The following is a 14,366-nucleotide window of genomic DNA, read 5'->3' on the forward strand; positions in this document are numbered from 1 at the left end:
CTTAGTGAGTATAAAATAACAAACGAGATTAGACCAAAACAATAAAGAATAAAATGGTACTAGCAGACGACGATTTAGTAGAATATGGCTTTAGAAGAGTTATCATAACAATTACAGCGGTACTTTGTGCTTTGCTCGAAATTGTAGATACCACTATTGTCAATGTGGCTTTGACCAACATGAGGGGAAGCCTGGGTGCCACTTTAACGGATGTTGCCTGGGTAATTACTGCCTATGCTATTGCAAACGTTATTGTAATTCCAATGACAAGTTGGCTTTCGCAACAATTTGGAAGACGTAATTATTTTGCCGTTTCGATCATTATTTTTACTGTTTCTTCCTTTTTATGCGGAAATGCAACGAATATTTGGGAATTAGTAGCCTTTCGATTTGTCCAGGGTTTAGGCGGTGGCGCTTTACTGGTAACAGCACAAACCATTATTACCGAAAGTTATCCTATTGCCAAACGTGGAATGGCACAAGCTATTTACGGAATGGGTGTAATTGTAGGTCCTACGCTTGGTCCGCCTTTAGGAGGTTATTTAGTAGATAATTTTTCATGGCCTTATATTTTTTATATCAATATTCCTTTGGGAATTATTGCTACACTTTTGACACTTACATTTGTTAGAAGCCCGAAATACGGTGAGAAATTAAAATCGAATCAGGTCGATTGGTACGGAATCATTCTTTTAGCCGCCTTTATTGGTTCATTGCAATTTGTCTTGGAACACGGTCAACAGGACGATTGGTTTAACGATGATTTAATTGTTACGTTGAGTGTTGTTTCTTTATTTGGATTAATCCTTTTTATTTGGAGGCAATTAGTGTACAAATATCCAATTGTTAATTTAAGTGTATTAAAAGACGGAAACCTAAGAATTGGTACCTTTATGAGTTTCATCATGGGATTTGGATTGTATGGCTCTACGTTGATTATACCTATCTACACCCAATCTATTTTAGGTTGGACCGCCACCGATGCCGGTTTATTATTAATACCAGGTTCGATTACCACGGCTATTATGATGCCGTTTGTGGGTAAAATGATTCAAAAAGGTGTTCCGCAAGGATATATGGTAGCTGTAGGTTTCCTAATGTTCTTTATGTTTACCTTACTGATGTATTTCAACATGACTCCAGATACTGGTGTCGAGCACATGTATTGGCCTTTAATTTTGAGAGGAATTGGATTAGGATTACTATTTGTACCTATTACCACTTTATCGCTCTCCACCCTTAAAGGAAAAAATATTGGTGAAGGAGCTGCTTTTACCGGAATGATGAGACAATTAGGAGGTTCTTTTGGTATTGCGATTATTACCACTTTCATCACCCGTTTATCACAAACTCATCGTGTGAATTTAGTGGCTAATTTAGATGGTAGCAAATTGGAAGTACAAAACCGCCTAACGCAGTTACAACATGGCTTTATGGCTAAAGGCTATTCGATAAACGAATCACTCAAAAAAGCCTATGAAGTACTTGACTTTTCAGTTATGAAACAAAGTACAGTACTGGCTTATATGGATATTTTCCTGTATCTGGGTTTGCTGTTTTTGTGTTGTATTCCTTTTATTTTATTAATTAAAAAAGGGAAAAACAAAATCAATCCCGCAGATGCGATGCACTAAGATTTTAGATTTCAGATTTGTATTCGGCATAAAGTCCGCATAGCGGACGATTTATATTGTAACAATGGATTTTAATCCGTTGATAACAAAAATAGGATAATAAAAAGTTCCGTAGGAACGATTCATTTATATCAGCCAATGATAACAAAAGGCAGATTTAAAAAAAAATGAATCGTTCCTACGGAACTTCTTTATACATAATTACCTACTTTCAACGGATTAAAATCCATTGTTACAATATATTACGAGCCTATGGCTCTTGAATCCACTTATCAAATATTATGGAATTCGAAACTTCTTTTTTATAAAACTCTTTCTTAATTCTTTTTATCTAGTAAAAACCAAATGATTTCCTTTGGATAAATTGGCATCAAATTGATAGCCTTCATAATTAAATCCTTTCAGGTCGTCAATAGTTTCGGCATTGGTATCAATAATATAACGCACCATCATTCCTCGGGCTTTTTTAGCAAAAAAACTAATCATCTTTAGCTTTCCATCTTTATAATCCTTGAAATCCGGAGTGATTACAGGAACTTTTAAGGCTTTGGTATCAATTGCTGAGAAATATTCGTTACTGGCTAAATTGATAAACAATTCGCCTTTTTTTAATTCTTTATTTAGCGAATGTGTTAAAGTAGTTTTCCAAAATTCATATAGATTTTTTTTGTCTCCAATAGGCAATTTCGTTCCCATTTCCAGTCGGTAGGCTTGCATCAAATCCAATGGATGTAAGATTCCGTACAAACCAGACAGAATTCTTAATTTGTCTTGAAGAACGTCTAATTTTTCAACAGGAATCGTGTAAGCATCTAATCCTGTGTACACATCGCCATCAAAAGTATAAACGGCGGGACGTGCATTTTCGGGTGTAAAAGGAGTTTTCCAATCTTTATTACGCTGCCAGTTTAAATCGGCTAACTTATCTGAAATAGACATTAAATCAGCTAAATCCTTAGGCGATTGCTGTTTTAATACTTTATGAACTTGTCTGGATTCTTTTAAAAACGAAGGTTGAGTAAATTGAGTTGTCGGCAATTCTTTCTCGAAATTCAATGATTTGGCGGGTGATATTACTATTTTCATAAAGTGCTATTGGCATTTTTTCTTATCCAATTTCAAAAATACTAATTGCAAACAAATTAATAAGCAGAATTAAATTCTTTTAACTGAATTCAGTTAAAAATCATTTCTAGTTCCTCTATTTTAATAAAGATAATTAAAGACCATTCGCAATTTATAACCGGATTTCACTAAGTATTTCGCTATTTTTGTATGTAACTACTTTTTTCTAAATTGTAGAAAGCAATCATGTCTTTAACTAAAGAACAAAACAATATAAAACAGATGAGAAAGACAATGAAACGCCTTTACAATTCAGCCCTTTTTAAAGATTTTTTCGAAAGTGAAAAATTCAGTGGACTGGTTTTAATTGGCTGTACCTTAGTTTCTTTATCCCTGGCCAATTCTATTTTTGCCGAGCAGTACTTTAATACCTGGCATACCAGAATAGGAAGCGGAAGTCTTGAATATTGGATTAACGATGGTTTGATGACCATTTTCTTTTTATTAATCGGATTGGAATTAGAACGGGAAATTTATCTGGGTGAATTATCCAATATAAAAGAAGCCTTATTGCCTATTTTTGCAGCCTTAGGAGGTATGCTGGTACCTGCCGGTCTCTATTTATTACTCAACTACGGAACCGTTGCTCAATCGGGAGCCGGTATCCCAATGGCTACCGATATTGCTTTTGCCTTAGGAGTCTTGTCTTTATTAGGAAATCGGATACCATTATCATTAAAAGTTTTCTTAACTGCCTTAGCCGTTATCGACGATTTAGGAGCGATTCTGGTAATTGCTGTTTTTTATACTAAAACTATTTTTTGGACTAATTTTGCTATTGCTTTTGGTATTATGTTGTTTTTATTTATCCTTAATCGAATGAAAGTAAAAAGCCTGATTCCTTACCTTATAGGAGGAGTTATCATGTGGTATTTTATGTTAAATTCTGGAATTCATGCTACTATTACTGGCGTTTTATTGGCTTTTGTTATTCCTTTTGGAGATGGAAGCAAACATTCTACTTCATACAAATTACAACATTCTATAAATAAACCCGTTGCCTTTATTATCCTTCCGTTATTTGCTTTAGCGAATACCGCAATTGTTTTAGGATCAGATATTATAACAACATTAAATTTACATTACAGCATCGGAATCATGTTGGGCTTAGTCATTGGAAAACCATTAGGCATTGCCTTATTTAGCTTTTTAGCGGTTTCTTTGGGCTTATGCAAATTACCAAAAGATTTGAATTGGAAAACCATTATAAGCGTTGGTTTTCTGGGAGGAATTGGTTTTACCATGTCTATTTTTGTTACCCTACTTGCTTTTGATGACCAGCATATTATTAATAATGCTAAGTTTATCATTTTACTTTCTTCACTGATCGCAGGTATTGTTGGTTTTATTTTATTAAAGCAAAATTTAAAGCGCAACCATGGATCTATTTAGTAGCGAATTCGACGAAAACACCAACCTTTTGCCTAAAGACGGCACGGTTTTGTACTATGGTAAAATCATGGATTATTCTAAAGCACAGCACTTTTTCAATCGTTTAATGGAAACTATCGAATGGAAAAATGACGAAGCTATTATTTTTGGCCAACTCATTACTACCAAACGAAAAGTGGCTTGGTATGGCGATACTCATTTTAAATACAGCTATTCAAAAATAACTAAAGAAGCGCTTCTTTGGACTCCGGAACTGGAAGAATTAAAACGTTTAGTCGAAGAAAAAACTGCCGAAACCTTCAATTCCTGCTTACTGAATTTATATCATGATGGCAATGAAGGCATGGCCTGGCACAGCGATGGAGAAAAAGATTTGAAAAAAAATGGAGCCATAGCTTCATTGAGCTTTGGTGCCGAAAGAAAATTTGCTTTCAAACACAAAACAACCAAAGAAACTGTTTCTCTAAACCTTGAACACGGAAGCCTCTTAGTCATGAAAGACGAAACCCAAACCCATTGGCTACACCGCCTTCCTCCTACTAAAAAAATCTTCAAACCTCGAATTAACTTGACTTTTAGAACTATTGTTACTCAATAATTTTTTTACCACATACCTGTCTGCCGACAGGCAGGAGTCATATAAGTTTCTTGTTTCTACTAAAACCAAAAACTTATATGCCTTATTATGGTCTAATTAATGTACAAAAACTACTTAAAAACAATGTTTTTTTTAGCTAAAGCAACTATAAATAAAGGTTTTATTTTGTTTTTCAACAGACCTTTACTATCTTTCCACATCGATTTAACCAATTACACAGAACCCTTAAACATTTAAAAAAATGTTAGAAGAAACGAATGATAACCTGCCTCAATCTCAGAATGAGTCAGATGGAAATTTAGCTACTGATATCCAAGTGAATAATCAAGCTACAACTAATCCTGAAGTGGAACAAGAACCAACTTTAGAAGAGACAGATGAAGCAGCAGTAATTTGTGAAAAGCAACAAGCTTTAAACGAAATTGAAGCATCAAACGCTGAAGAAAACGAAGACGAAACCTTAAAAGCCCGTCACGAAATTCCGATGCTTGATTATGATACTTTGTCGATGGAAGTATTAGTTGATGAGTTGCAAAAACTGGTTTCGAATGAAAAAGTCATGTCGATACGTGACCATATCGAAGAAATCAAAAAAGCGTTTTTGTCAAAATACAACCATTTTATCGAAGAGAAAAAAGAAGAATTCCACGCCGAAAACCCAGAAAGCACCGAAGAATTTCAGTATCATTTCCCTTTAAAAACAAAATTTGATCAATTTTATACTTTATATAAAGACAATAAAAACACCCATTTTAAAAGTTTACAAAACAATCTAAAAACTAATTTAGAAGTTCGACTAGCCATAGTTGAAGAACTAAAAGAGCTGATTAATCCAAATGAAAATATTAAAGATACCCTAAAACATTTCAACGAATTAAGAGAGCGTTGGAAAAATGCAGGTGCTATCCCAAAAGACAAATACAACCACGTTTGGAACAACTATCATTTTCATGTAGAGAATTTTTACGATTATTTACACCTCGATAGAGAAGCCCGAGATTTAGATTTCAAACACAATTTAGAGCAAAAACAAAAAATAATTGCGCGTGTAGAAGAATTAATACAGGAGCAAGATATCAATAAAGCATTTAGAGAATTACAAGATTTACACCGCATCTGGAAAGAAGAAATTGGTCCTGTTTCCAGAGAACATCGCGATACCATTTGGAATCAATTTAGTGATTTAACTAAAAAAATGCACGACAAACGCGAAGTCCTTTTTGAAAAAATAAGAGGAACTGAGCATGAAAATCTAGAGAAAAAGAACTCTATTATTGCCCAAATTGAAGAATTAGCGACTATAAAAGTAAATGCGCATTCGCAATGGCTCGTTCAAATAGAAAAAGTAGAAGCTTTAAGAGAGGCTTTTTTCTCAACTGGAAAAGTTCCTACTGATGTAAACGAAGCAACCTGGGCAGCCTTTAAAACTGCGGTTAGAAATTTTAATTCCTTCAAAAACTCTTTTTACAAAGACATCAAGAAAGAACAAAATGAAAATCTGACTAAAAAAAATGCCTTAGTAGCTAAAGCAAATGAATTAAAAGACAATGAAGATTTTGCAGCTACTACTCCAATCATGAAACAAATTCAGGAGGATTGGAAAAAAATAGGTCATGTTCCTAGAAAATATTCTGATAAAGTTTGGGCTGAATTTAAAGAAGCCTGTAATCATTTTTTTGATCGTCTAAAAGAACAACAAAATGAGCATAATGCCGAAGAAATGGAAGCTTTTGATAAAAAGAAAGCCTATCTGGAAGCTATAAAAGAATTTCAGTTAACAGGAGAACACAAAACCGATTTAGATGCTATAAAACTGCACATTGAAAACTGGAAAAGCTACGGCAAAGTACCTTTTACCAGAAGACATATCGAAGGGAAATTTAATAAAATATTAGATGCCCTTTTTGACAAATTGAGTTTGAGCAAAAAAGATTCTGAAATGATGCGTTTTGCTAATAAAATAGGAAATCTTTCTGAAGGGGGTGATAACCGAAAAATAGAAAACGAAAAGATTTTTATTATTCGTAAAATCGAAGAAGTACAAAACGAAATTTTCCAATTAGAAAATAACATTCAGTTTTTCACCAATACCAAAAACGCTAAAAAAGAAAATTCTATTGTTTTAGAAGTTCGAAAAAACATTGCTATTCACAAAGAAAGCCTTGATACATGGAAAGAAAAACTAAAACAACTTAGAAATATAAATCAAGAATAACAGGAAAAGTTAGAAGTTTAAAAAACAGACACCAGAAGCTAGATAAAAAACAGCGATTTTCAAACTGAGAATCGCTGTTTTTTTTACACAATGTTTGACTACTCCCCTCTTCCTACTACCCACTTCCCACCTCTAACCTCTAACTTCTAACTTCCACAACCATGATAATTATCATTTCAAATCGTTTCAAATCGATTTACTTTTGAATGATAAAAATTAGACCATCATGAAAAATTCTTTGATACAAAAATACAATGTACCTGGCCCCAGATATACCAGTTATCCAACTGTTCCGTACTGGAATGAAGCCGGATTTTCATATGAAGATTGGATTTCATCTTTCAAAAAAACGTTTGTAGAAAGCAATGCTGAAGAAGGCATCAGTTTGTATATTCATCTTCCGTTCTGCGAAAGCCTGTGCACTTTTTGTGGTTGTAACAAACGAATTACTAAGAACCACACTGTAGAATCACCTTATATTCAAGCGGTTTTAAAAGAATGGCGTTTGTATAGCCAACTTCTTGACGAAAAACCAATCATCAAAGAAATCCATTTGGGTGGAGGAACACCTACTTTTTTTTCGACTAAAACCTTAGAAGATTTAATCAATGGTATCTTTGCTTATGCTGTGAAAGCGGAAAATTATGAATTTAGTTTTGAAGGACATCCTAACAATACTACTCATGCACATTTACAAAAACTCTACGATTTAGGTTTTAGAAGAGTGAGTTTTGGCGTTCAGGATTATTCCGAAAAAGTACAAAAAGCAATTCATCGCGAGCAGCCTTTTCATAATGTTGCCAAAGTTACTTTTTGGGCCAGAGAAATTGGCTATTCCTCTATTGGTCACGATATTATTTTTGGCTTGCCTTTTCAAAAAATAGAAGATGTTGTCGATACTATCGAAAAAACAAAATCACTACAGCCCGACCGATTGGCTTTTTACAGCTATGCCCATGTGCCTTGGATAAAAGGAAATGGACAGCGCGGTTTTAAAGACGAAGATATTCCTAAAGACAATGAAAAAAGAATATTGTACCAAGTGGGAAAAGAATTATTACAAAAAAATGGCTACCACGAAATAGGAATGGATCATTTTGCCTTAGAAACTGATAGTTTGTATCAGTCCTTTAAAAAAGGTCAATTGCACCGCAATTTTATGGGCTACAGTTCTTCTAAAACAAAACTGATGATTGGTTTAGGTGTCTCTTCAATTAGTGACAGCTGGTATAGTTTTGCCCAAAATGAGAAAAATTTAGAGGATTATTACCAACTTTTAGAATGGGACAAACTACCTATTTTTAGAGGACATCTGTTAAACAATGAAGATCTGATCATTAGAAAACACATTCTGAATCTAATGTGCCAATTTGAAACCACTTGGGACAAAACCGCTACTTATTTCAAAGAAATTCCCGAAGTTTTGGAACAACTGCGAGAAATGGAAAAAGATGGCATCCTTATAATCAATGAAAACGGAATTCAGGTTACCAATAAAGGCAAAGCCTATGTTAGAAATATCTGTATGGCATTTGATTTACACCTAAAAAGAAAAGCCCCCGAAACGGCTTTATTTTCAATGACGGTGTAATAATCTTCAGTTCTAGTGAAATTGATGTCAGCTCTGGCTTATTGTGTACGTAAATTTAACGTACATTTTAATTATTAGTACGGGATTTAAACGTACATTTGTAAATAAATAATAAAATTATGAGTACTCTGGCAAAAGAACAAGCACGATTTGATGCAAGACTTCCCAAAGAACAAAAACAATTCTTTGAAAAGGCTGCGCTTTTAGGTGGTTTCAGAAATTTGACTGATTTTATTATGGCAACCGTTGAAGAAAAGGCTAAAGAAATTATTAAGGAAAAAGAACAAATTATAGCTTCGGAAAGAGATAGCAAAATATTTTTTGATGCAATAACTAAATCTAAAAGTCCAAATAAAGCTTTATCAGATGCCTTAAACGACTATAATGCTTTTATCTCTAAATCAGATGATTAAACTTTTAGAAAGCAAGCATAACAAAAAAGGATTTGATTGTGGAAAAGATTTATTGAATAACTATCTCAAAAATCAAGCAGGACAGGATATTAAACGTAAACTTTCTGGTTGTTTTGTTTTATTAGATGATACAACAGATACCATTTGTGGATATTATACATTATCTAATAATAGTATTCCTCTCAGTAGTCTTCCAGATGAAATTCAAAAAAAATTACCCAAATCTTACACCTCTATTCCAACAACACTCTTAGGAAGATTAGCAATTGATCTAAAATATCAAGGAAAAGGAATAGGTAAAATTTTATTGATTGATGCTTTAAAAAGAAGTTATGAAATTTCGAAAGAAATTGGCTCTTATGCAATAGTAGTAGACCCTATTGATGAAGACGCTGTAAAATTCTATAAAAAATATGGTTTTATACAACTTCCTGATAGTGGTAAAATGTTCATTGCAATTAATACTTTGAAACAACTTTTTGACAACTAATTAATACCGCTTACAAGATAAAGTAGCCCTTAGACAAACTATTCAAAAATATAAATCTCCATAAATCCCAACCTCGTTTAAGATAATTTAAACGGGGTTTATTTTCCGATATATTAAAACTTTTTTAAACATACTGGAAACCAACAGCAAGCAGCCTTAATAAAAACAACATTTAGAATAATTTTGTACATTTGAATAAAATAATTTAAGGATGGATTTAGAAGCTAGAAAAATATCATTTATCCAAGAATTTCTCAGACTCCAAAATGAGGAAATAATTGTAGGTTTAGAAAAACTTCTTCACAAACGAAAAGCTGAACTTTTAGAGAAGGAAATGAAACCTATGAGTATGGAGCAATTCAACAATGAAATTGACCAATCCATAGAAGATTCAAAAAATGGTCGGGTAATTTCGGCAAAGGATTTGAAAAGAAAAGTTCAGAAATGTAGCTAACTGTTTTCTGGACTGAATTTGCTGAAGACAAACTTGATGATATTTTTGAATACTACAAGTTCAGGGCTGGAATTAGGGTTGCCCAAAAGTTAATAAATGGAATCATTGATACTTCCTTAACATTAGATAAAAATGCTTATAGAGGACAAAAAGAAGAATTATTATCTGATAGAGTTCAGTAATTTAGATATCTAGTCTACAAAAATTACAAGATTATATACTGGATAGATGAAACCAAACTAATTGTTTATGTTGCCAATGTATTTGATTGCAGACAAAATCCAGAAAAACTCACAAACGAACAATAAATCAAAAAAAGCTGTTCCACAAATTGCAAAACAGCTTTCATTAAAAAACTTTTTAAACCAAAATATCCTAATTAATGACAATTAGGATTTGCCTGAACAAATAAACTCATTGTAGTGGGAGAAACATAAGGAATTCCTAGTCCTAATCCTCTCAGGATAAACAACACTCCTATTAAAACCACCACATAAGGAATTGTTTTTTGTATTTTGTTTCTCACCGGAACAGTCAAAATCGAATTGATATAGACCACAGAACTCATCAACGGAACGGTTCCTAAACCAAATAAAACCATATACAAAACACCTAAACTAGTACTTTGCATAGCAATGGCTCCAAACAAGGCTACATATACCATTCCGCAAGGTAAAAATCCGTTTAACAACCCAATAGTGAAAAGCGATTGATAGGATTTCTTTTTAAACTGACTTCCTAAAACTTGTTTTACTTTGGAAATTAATCTAAAAACAGGTTTTGAAAAATTATACTTGGCAAATACTTTCTCTGGAATTACAATTGCTACAATCATCAATATTCCAATAATAATGGATAATTTTTGTTGCATTCCAGCCATAAAAAAACCTTTCCCCAGCAAACCAAAAATAAAACCAATTGTGGCATAAGCGGTTATTCGTCCCAAATGATAGGTAATAATTTGCGTTACTTTTTTTGCAGGATTGCTTCTATCTACTGGCAACATCATAGCAATAGCACCGCACATTCCGATGCAGTGAAAGCTACTTATGAGTCCGAATAGTAGAGCGGTGTAAAGCATTTTTTTTTTTTGAAGTTAGGAGTTATGCGTTAGAAGTTAAGTATCCAGAATATCAAAGAGTTATCATTTACGCCTTTTAACACTTAACTCATAACCCTTAACTTTTTTACTGTATATAAATAGGTTGTTTCGTCAAATACTTTTTCCCTTCATATTGCCATTCCATATTAATGTCCCATTGACCGCCTACCAATTTTGATTTAGGTATGAGCAAAGTTGGATTAGACAACGAAATCGGAGTATCGAAATCTAATTTTTTGTTAGACGGTCTGTAGAGGGACACTGTTCCTGTAATTTGGTTTGAAGTAAACGATTCCGGAAAAACGATTGTAATTCCTTCGCTAGTATAGCTGATAATTGGTTTTTGCTTTAAATCATGTGCATTTTGAACGCGTTCCATTTCTTCCTGAAAACGGGCGTCATGTTTGTAATATTCTTCCACCACCAGCTCATTATCGTATTTTGAATTGGATTGTACTTTAATGACAAAATACAATATAAAACTCATAAACAACGCTATGGCAATTACTAATCCTGTTCCCCAATTAATCCCCCTAGCCCCCAAAGGGGGAACTCCCACAGAAGTATTTAAATCTTTTAAATTGCTGTTTTTCATCTTTTCTATATCTTAAAATATCCTTTTTCTAATCCCTATAAAAGTCCCCCCTTTGGGGGCTAGGGGATCAATCAAATGTTCTCGGGCTTAAAAAACTGGTTGCGGTGGTTTCAATTTTTTTATCGCCGTTGTACACTTCAATTTTTAATTTTGTTTTATCATTTTCTAATAAATACTGATTGATTTCAACAAATAAGGTTCCGCTACTCATGCCTTGTTTGGGTACTTTTAAAATTTGGTTTCCAACCAATTTTAATGTCCCTTTTATACCATCGAGTTTAAAATGAATGGTATTGAAATCATTATTAGTCTTATTGATGATTTTATAGGTAAACACATTACTTATATTTTCGCCTTTATGCTGATACAACTGCCCCGGTAATCTTAAAATAAGTGCTTCCACATCGGTACGCAAAAACAATAAACCAATTAGCATTCCTATCAAAATGATTAAAATAGCGCTGTAACCTTTCATTCTTGCGGTGAATTTAAAAGGCGCTTTTTTCTCTATTTCATCTTCAGAAGCATAACGAATCAATCCTTTCGGAAATCCGATACTTTCCATAATCGAATCGCATTCATCAATACAAGCTGTGCAATTCACGCATTCCAATTGGGTTCCGTTACGAATGTCAATTCCAGTAGGACATACATTCACACATTGTCGACAATCAATACAATCGCCTTTTCCACTTAAATCCCTGTCTTCTTTTTTATTGAATTTAGCTCGTCCTGCTTCTTTTTCGCCACGAACAAAATCATAAGCCACATTTATAGACTTATTATCTAAAAGAACGCCTTGCAACCTTCCGTAAGGACAGGCAATGATACAAACCTGCTCTCTAAACCAAACAAAAATAAAATAGAATATCCCCGTAAAAATCAATAAGGAAATCAAGGTTTTTAAATGATTCAGCGGACTATCTTCAATCATTTCAATCAACGCATCACTTCCTATCAGATAAGCCAAAAACACATTGGCTATACCAAAAGAAATAATCAGGAACAATGTCCATTTTAATCCTTTTTTCCTGATTTTTTCGCCGTTCCATTCTTGTTTTGCTAATCGCATTTGAGCTCCTCTGTCTCCTTCTATCCAATATTCGATTCTTCTGAAAACCATTTCCAGAAATATCGTCTGCGGACAAATCCAACCACAAAAAATACGCCCAAATATTACCGTAAATAAGATGACAAACACCACCCCAATGAGCATAGAAAGCACAACGAGATAAAAATCCTGAGGCCAAAATGGAAACCCAAAAATATTAAAGCGACGTTCCAGAATGTTGAACATCATGAACTGATTGCCATTTACTTTCAGAAACGGATTGGCAATCAGAATCAATAATAGAAAATAACTCAATCCTTTTCTATAACTGTAAAATTTGCCCGAAGGTTTTTTAGGATAAATAAATTTCCTTTTTCCCTCTTTGTCAATTGTTCCAATGGTATCCCGATAGCTATCGGGACTAAAAGCTTCGTTGGTTATTTTTGACATTTTGTATCTTTTTTTACCATTAAGAAATTAAGAAGATTAAGCTAAAACTTAATGACTCTCAATTTCTTAATGGTTGTAATAACTTTTATAATTTTTCCGAAGTAACAGCTTTTTCTTCTACCCAAATTTCACCGTCCGGTGCTTTTGGATCTTTCGGATTACTTCCTCTAAGAGAGAGTACATAACTCGCCACTTTTTGAATATCTCTAGGTTTCATTCCATTAGTTTTCCAAGAAACCATCCCTTTTCCATCACGACCTCCATTAGTAATCGTATGAAACACATTTTTAATTCCACCACCAAGAATCCAGTGATCGTCAGTCAGGTTGGGTCCAATTTGTCCACCTGCATCGGCTCTGTGACAAGCAGCACAATTAGTGGTGAAAATTTCTTTCCCAATGGCTAAATCAGCAGGTTCAGTAAGCTGTGTTACCGTTTTTTCATCCATTAAATCGGGTGCATTTTTCATGTATTCGGCGACTTCTACTTTGGCTTGAGCCAATTCTTTTTTCAATTCCATTTCCTGATTATCAGCACCCAGAATTTCAAAACGCACTAGATATATCCCGGCAAATAAGATACAAGCATAGAAAGAATACACCCACCAAGGCGGCAAATTATTGTCTAATTCTTTGATGCCATCATAATCGTGGTTTAGCAATAAACTAGCTTCATTTTCAATTGGCACAGTTCGGGTTAGCTTACTCATCAAATTTTTAAACCATGCTGACTCTTTTACTTTCAAATTTTCTTCGGCAGCTAATTTTGCTTTTTCTTCCTCTGGCAATATTTGGTAAACAATAGCATCTACGGCACTTACAATCATTTCTACTGCAATTATTAGCAATAAAATCACCAACAGAATAAGATCCACCATAGGATATTTTATAAATGCAGCCCGATCACCTGAGTCAATAAAATATTCCATTGCACCAAAAATGATGAAGAAAATCACGGGCACTCTAACATATACTGGAATTAGTTTTTTCATTTTAATTATTTTGAAATTATACTATAAACTATCTTTCAAAGGGAATCTGGCTCAACTCCTTTATTTTTTCTTTTTTATAGGAGAAAACCCAAAAAGCTAATCCTACGAAGAAGAAAAAGAAAATCAATAACGATAGTATCGGATATATCGCTACTCCCGCGATAGTTTCCATATTGTGTTTTATTTGTTCAAACATATTTTTTCTTTTTAAGGTTCTAAGATGCTGAGTGACTAAGTTCCTAAGTTTTTAGCTTACTTTCTTAGC

14 protein-coding genes are annotated in these 14,366 nt (G+C 33.6%); 8 read left to right on the forward strand and 6 right to left on the reverse strand.

The window, feature by feature from the left end; translation table 11 throughout:
• The first annotated feature begins 53 nt into the window (after positions 1-53).
• Positions 54-1,634 carry an MDR family MFS transporter gene (locus tag GTZ96_RS08055; RefSeq protein WP_161642731.1) on the forward strand — a complete coding sequence of 527 codons (1,581 nt, stop codon included), beginning with the start codon at positions 54-56 and terminating at the stop codon, positions 1,632-1,634.
• Positions 1,635-1,961: 327 nt separating this feature from the next.
• Here GTZ96_RS08055 and yaaA read toward each other — a convergent pair whose 3' ends face one another.
• Positions 1,962-2,720, reverse strand: coding sequence for a peroxide stress protein YaaA (gene yaaA, locus GTZ96_RS08060; RefSeq protein WP_161642733.1), 759 nt, complete (start codon positions 2,718-2,720; stop codon positions 1,962-1,964).
• Positions 2,721-2,981: 261 nt separating this feature from the next.
• Between yaaA and nhaA the strand changes: the two genes are divergently transcribed.
• The 7 genes from nhaA (at position 2,982) to GTZ96_RS08095 (ending at position 9,912) form a co-directional block, all read left to right on the forward strand.
• On the forward strand, positions 2,982-4,151 hold the full coding sequence (gene nhaA, locus GTZ96_RS08065) for a Na+/H+ antiporter NhaA (protein WP_235972905.1): 1,170 nt from the start codon (positions 2,982-2,984) through the stop codon (positions 4,149-4,151).
• Complete coding sequence (locus GTZ96_RS08070) at positions 4,138-4,749, forward strand: alpha-ketoglutarate-dependent dioxygenase AlkB family protein (protein ID WP_161642735.1); 612 nt, start codon at positions 4,138-4,140, stop codon at positions 4,747-4,749. The genes nhaA and GTZ96_RS08070 overlap by 14 nt, the downstream gene beginning before the upstream one ends.
• A 241-nt stretch (positions 4,750-4,990) precedes the next feature.
• Entirely contained in the window at positions 4,991-6,964 is a 1,974-nt protein-coding gene (locus GTZ96_RS08075; RefSeq protein WP_161642737.1) for a DUF349 domain-containing protein, read from the forward strand.
• Between the two features lie 226 nt (positions 6,965-7,190).
• Entirely contained in the window at positions 7,191-8,555 is a 1,365-nt protein-coding gene (gene hemN, locus GTZ96_RS08080; RefSeq protein ID WP_161642739.1) for an oxygen-independent coproporphyrinogen III oxidase, read from the forward strand.
• Between the two features lie 119 nt (positions 8,556-8,674).
• Positions 8,675-8,968 carry a type II toxin-antitoxin system TacA family antitoxin gene (locus tag GTZ96_RS08085; RefSeq protein WP_161642741.1) on the forward strand — a complete coding sequence of 98 codons (294 nt, stop codon included), beginning with the start codon at positions 8,675-8,677 and terminating at the stop codon, positions 8,966-8,968.
• Entirely contained in the window at positions 8,961-9,458 is a 498-nt protein-coding gene (locus GTZ96_RS08090; protein WP_161642743.1) for a GNAT family N-acetyltransferase, read from the forward strand. Before GTZ96_RS08085 ends, GTZ96_RS08090 begins: the two co-directional genes overlap by 8 nt.
• 211 nt (positions 9,459-9,669) lie before the next feature.
• On the forward strand, positions 9,670-9,912 hold the full coding sequence (locus tag GTZ96_RS08095; RefSeq protein WP_161642745.1) for a hypothetical protein: 243 nt from the start codon (positions 9,670-9,672) through the stop codon (positions 9,910-9,912).
• A gap of 379 nt (positions 9,913-10,291) precedes the next feature.
• Here GTZ96_RS08095 and GTZ96_RS08105 read toward each other — a convergent pair whose 3' ends face one another.
• The 5 genes from GTZ96_RS08105 to GTZ96_RS08125 form a co-directional block, all read right to left on the reverse strand.
• The gene (locus GTZ96_RS08105; protein ID WP_161642747.1) at positions 10,292-10,993 is read right to left on the reverse strand and encodes a sulfite exporter TauE/SafE family protein; all 702 of its coding nucleotides are present in this window, start codon (positions 10,991-10,993) and stop codon (positions 10,292-10,294) included.
• A gap of 106 nt (positions 10,994-11,099) precedes the next feature.
• On the reverse strand, positions 11,100-11,609 hold the full coding sequence (locus GTZ96_RS08110) for a FixH family protein (RefSeq protein WP_161642749.1): 510 nt from the start codon (positions 11,607-11,609) through the stop codon (positions 11,100-11,102).
• 67 nt (positions 11,610-11,676) lie between these two features.
• Positions 11,677-13,110, reverse strand: a complete 1,434-nt coding sequence (gene ccoG / locus GTZ96_RS08115; RefSeq protein WP_161642751.1) for a cytochrome c oxidase accessory protein CcoG — start codon at positions 13,108-13,110, stop codon at positions 11,677-11,679.
• 85 nt (positions 13,111-13,195) lie between these two features.
• Positions 13,196-14,101, reverse strand: coding sequence for a cbb3-type cytochrome c oxidase N-terminal domain-containing protein (locus tag GTZ96_RS08120; RefSeq protein WP_161642753.1), 906 nt, complete (start codon positions 14,099-14,101; stop codon positions 13,196-13,198).
• A 28-nt stretch (positions 14,102-14,129) separates the two neighbouring features.
• Positions 14,130-14,297: a CcoQ/FixQ family Cbb3-type cytochrome c oxidase assembly chaperone gene (locus GTZ96_RS08125; protein ID WP_128194637.1), complete on the reverse strand. Its 168-nt coding sequence runs from the start codon at positions 14,295-14,297 to the stop codon at positions 14,130-14,132.
• Between the last annotated feature and the right edge of the window lie 69 nt (positions 14,298-14,366).

The sequence above is a fragment of the Flavobacterium undicola genome (genome assembly GCF_009909155.2).
In the GTDB taxonomy this organism is placed as follows: domain Bacteria; phylum Bacteroidota; class Bacteroidia; order Flavobacteriales; family Flavobacteriaceae; genus Flavobacterium; species Flavobacterium undicola.

What these genes read in the sequence shown, in the direction of transcription:
- GTZ96_RS08090 (WP_161642743.1), top strand. Translation starts at nt 8,961, where the DNA reads ATGATTAAACTTTTAGAAAGCAAGCATAACAAAAAAGGATTTGATTGT.
- GTZ96_RS08095 (WP_161642745.1), top strand. Translation starts at nt 9,670, where the DNA reads ATGGATTTAGAAGCTAGAAAAATATCATTTATCCAAGAATTTCTCAGA.
- hemN (WP_161642739.1), top strand. Translation starts at nt 7,191, where the DNA reads ATGAAAAATTCTTTGATACAAAAATACAATGTACCTGGCCCCAGATAT.
- GTZ96_RS08105 (WP_161642747.1), bottom strand. Translation starts at nt 10,993, where the DNA reads ATGCTTTACACCGCTCTACTATTCGGACTCATAAGTAGCTTTCACTGC.
- GTZ96_RS08085 (WP_161642741.1), top strand. Translation starts at nt 8,675, where the DNA reads ATGAGTACTCTGGCAAAAGAACAAGCACGATTTGATGCAAGACTTCCC.
- GTZ96_RS08125 (WP_128194637.1), bottom strand. Translation starts at nt 14,297, where the DNA reads ATGTTTGAACAAATAAAACACAATATGGAAACTATCGCGGGAGTAGCG.
- yaaA (WP_161642733.1), bottom strand. Translation starts at nt 2,720, where the DNA reads ATGAAAATAGTAATATCACCCGCCAAATCATTGAATTTCGAGAAAGAA.
- ccoG (WP_161642751.1), bottom strand. Translation starts at nt 13,110, where the DNA reads ATGTCAAAAATAACCAACGAAGCTTTTAGTCCCGATAGCTATCGGGAT.
- GTZ96_RS08075 (WP_161642737.1), top strand. Translation starts at nt 4,991, where the DNA reads ATGTTAGAAGAAACGAATGATAACCTGCCTCAATCTCAGAATGAGTCA.
- GTZ96_RS08070 (WP_161642735.1), top strand. Translation starts at nt 4,138, where the DNA reads ATGGATCTATTTAGTAGCGAATTCGACGAAAACACCAACCTTTTGCCT.
- GTZ96_RS08120 (WP_161642753.1), bottom strand. Translation starts at nt 14,101, where the DNA reads ATGAAAAAACTAATTCCAGTATATGTTAGAGTGCCCGTGATTTTCTTC.
- nhaA (WP_235972905.1), top strand. Translation starts at nt 2,982, where the DNA reads ATGAGAAAGACAATGAAACGCCTTTACAATTCAGCCCTTTTTAAAGAT.
- GTZ96_RS08055 (WP_161642731.1), top strand. Translation starts at nt 54, where the DNA reads ATGGTACTAGCAGACGACGATTTAGTAGAATATGGCTTTAGAAGAGTT.
- GTZ96_RS08110 (WP_161642749.1), bottom strand. Translation starts at nt 11,609, where the DNA reads ATGAAAAACAGCAATTTAAAAGATTTAAATACTTCTGTGGGAGTTCCC.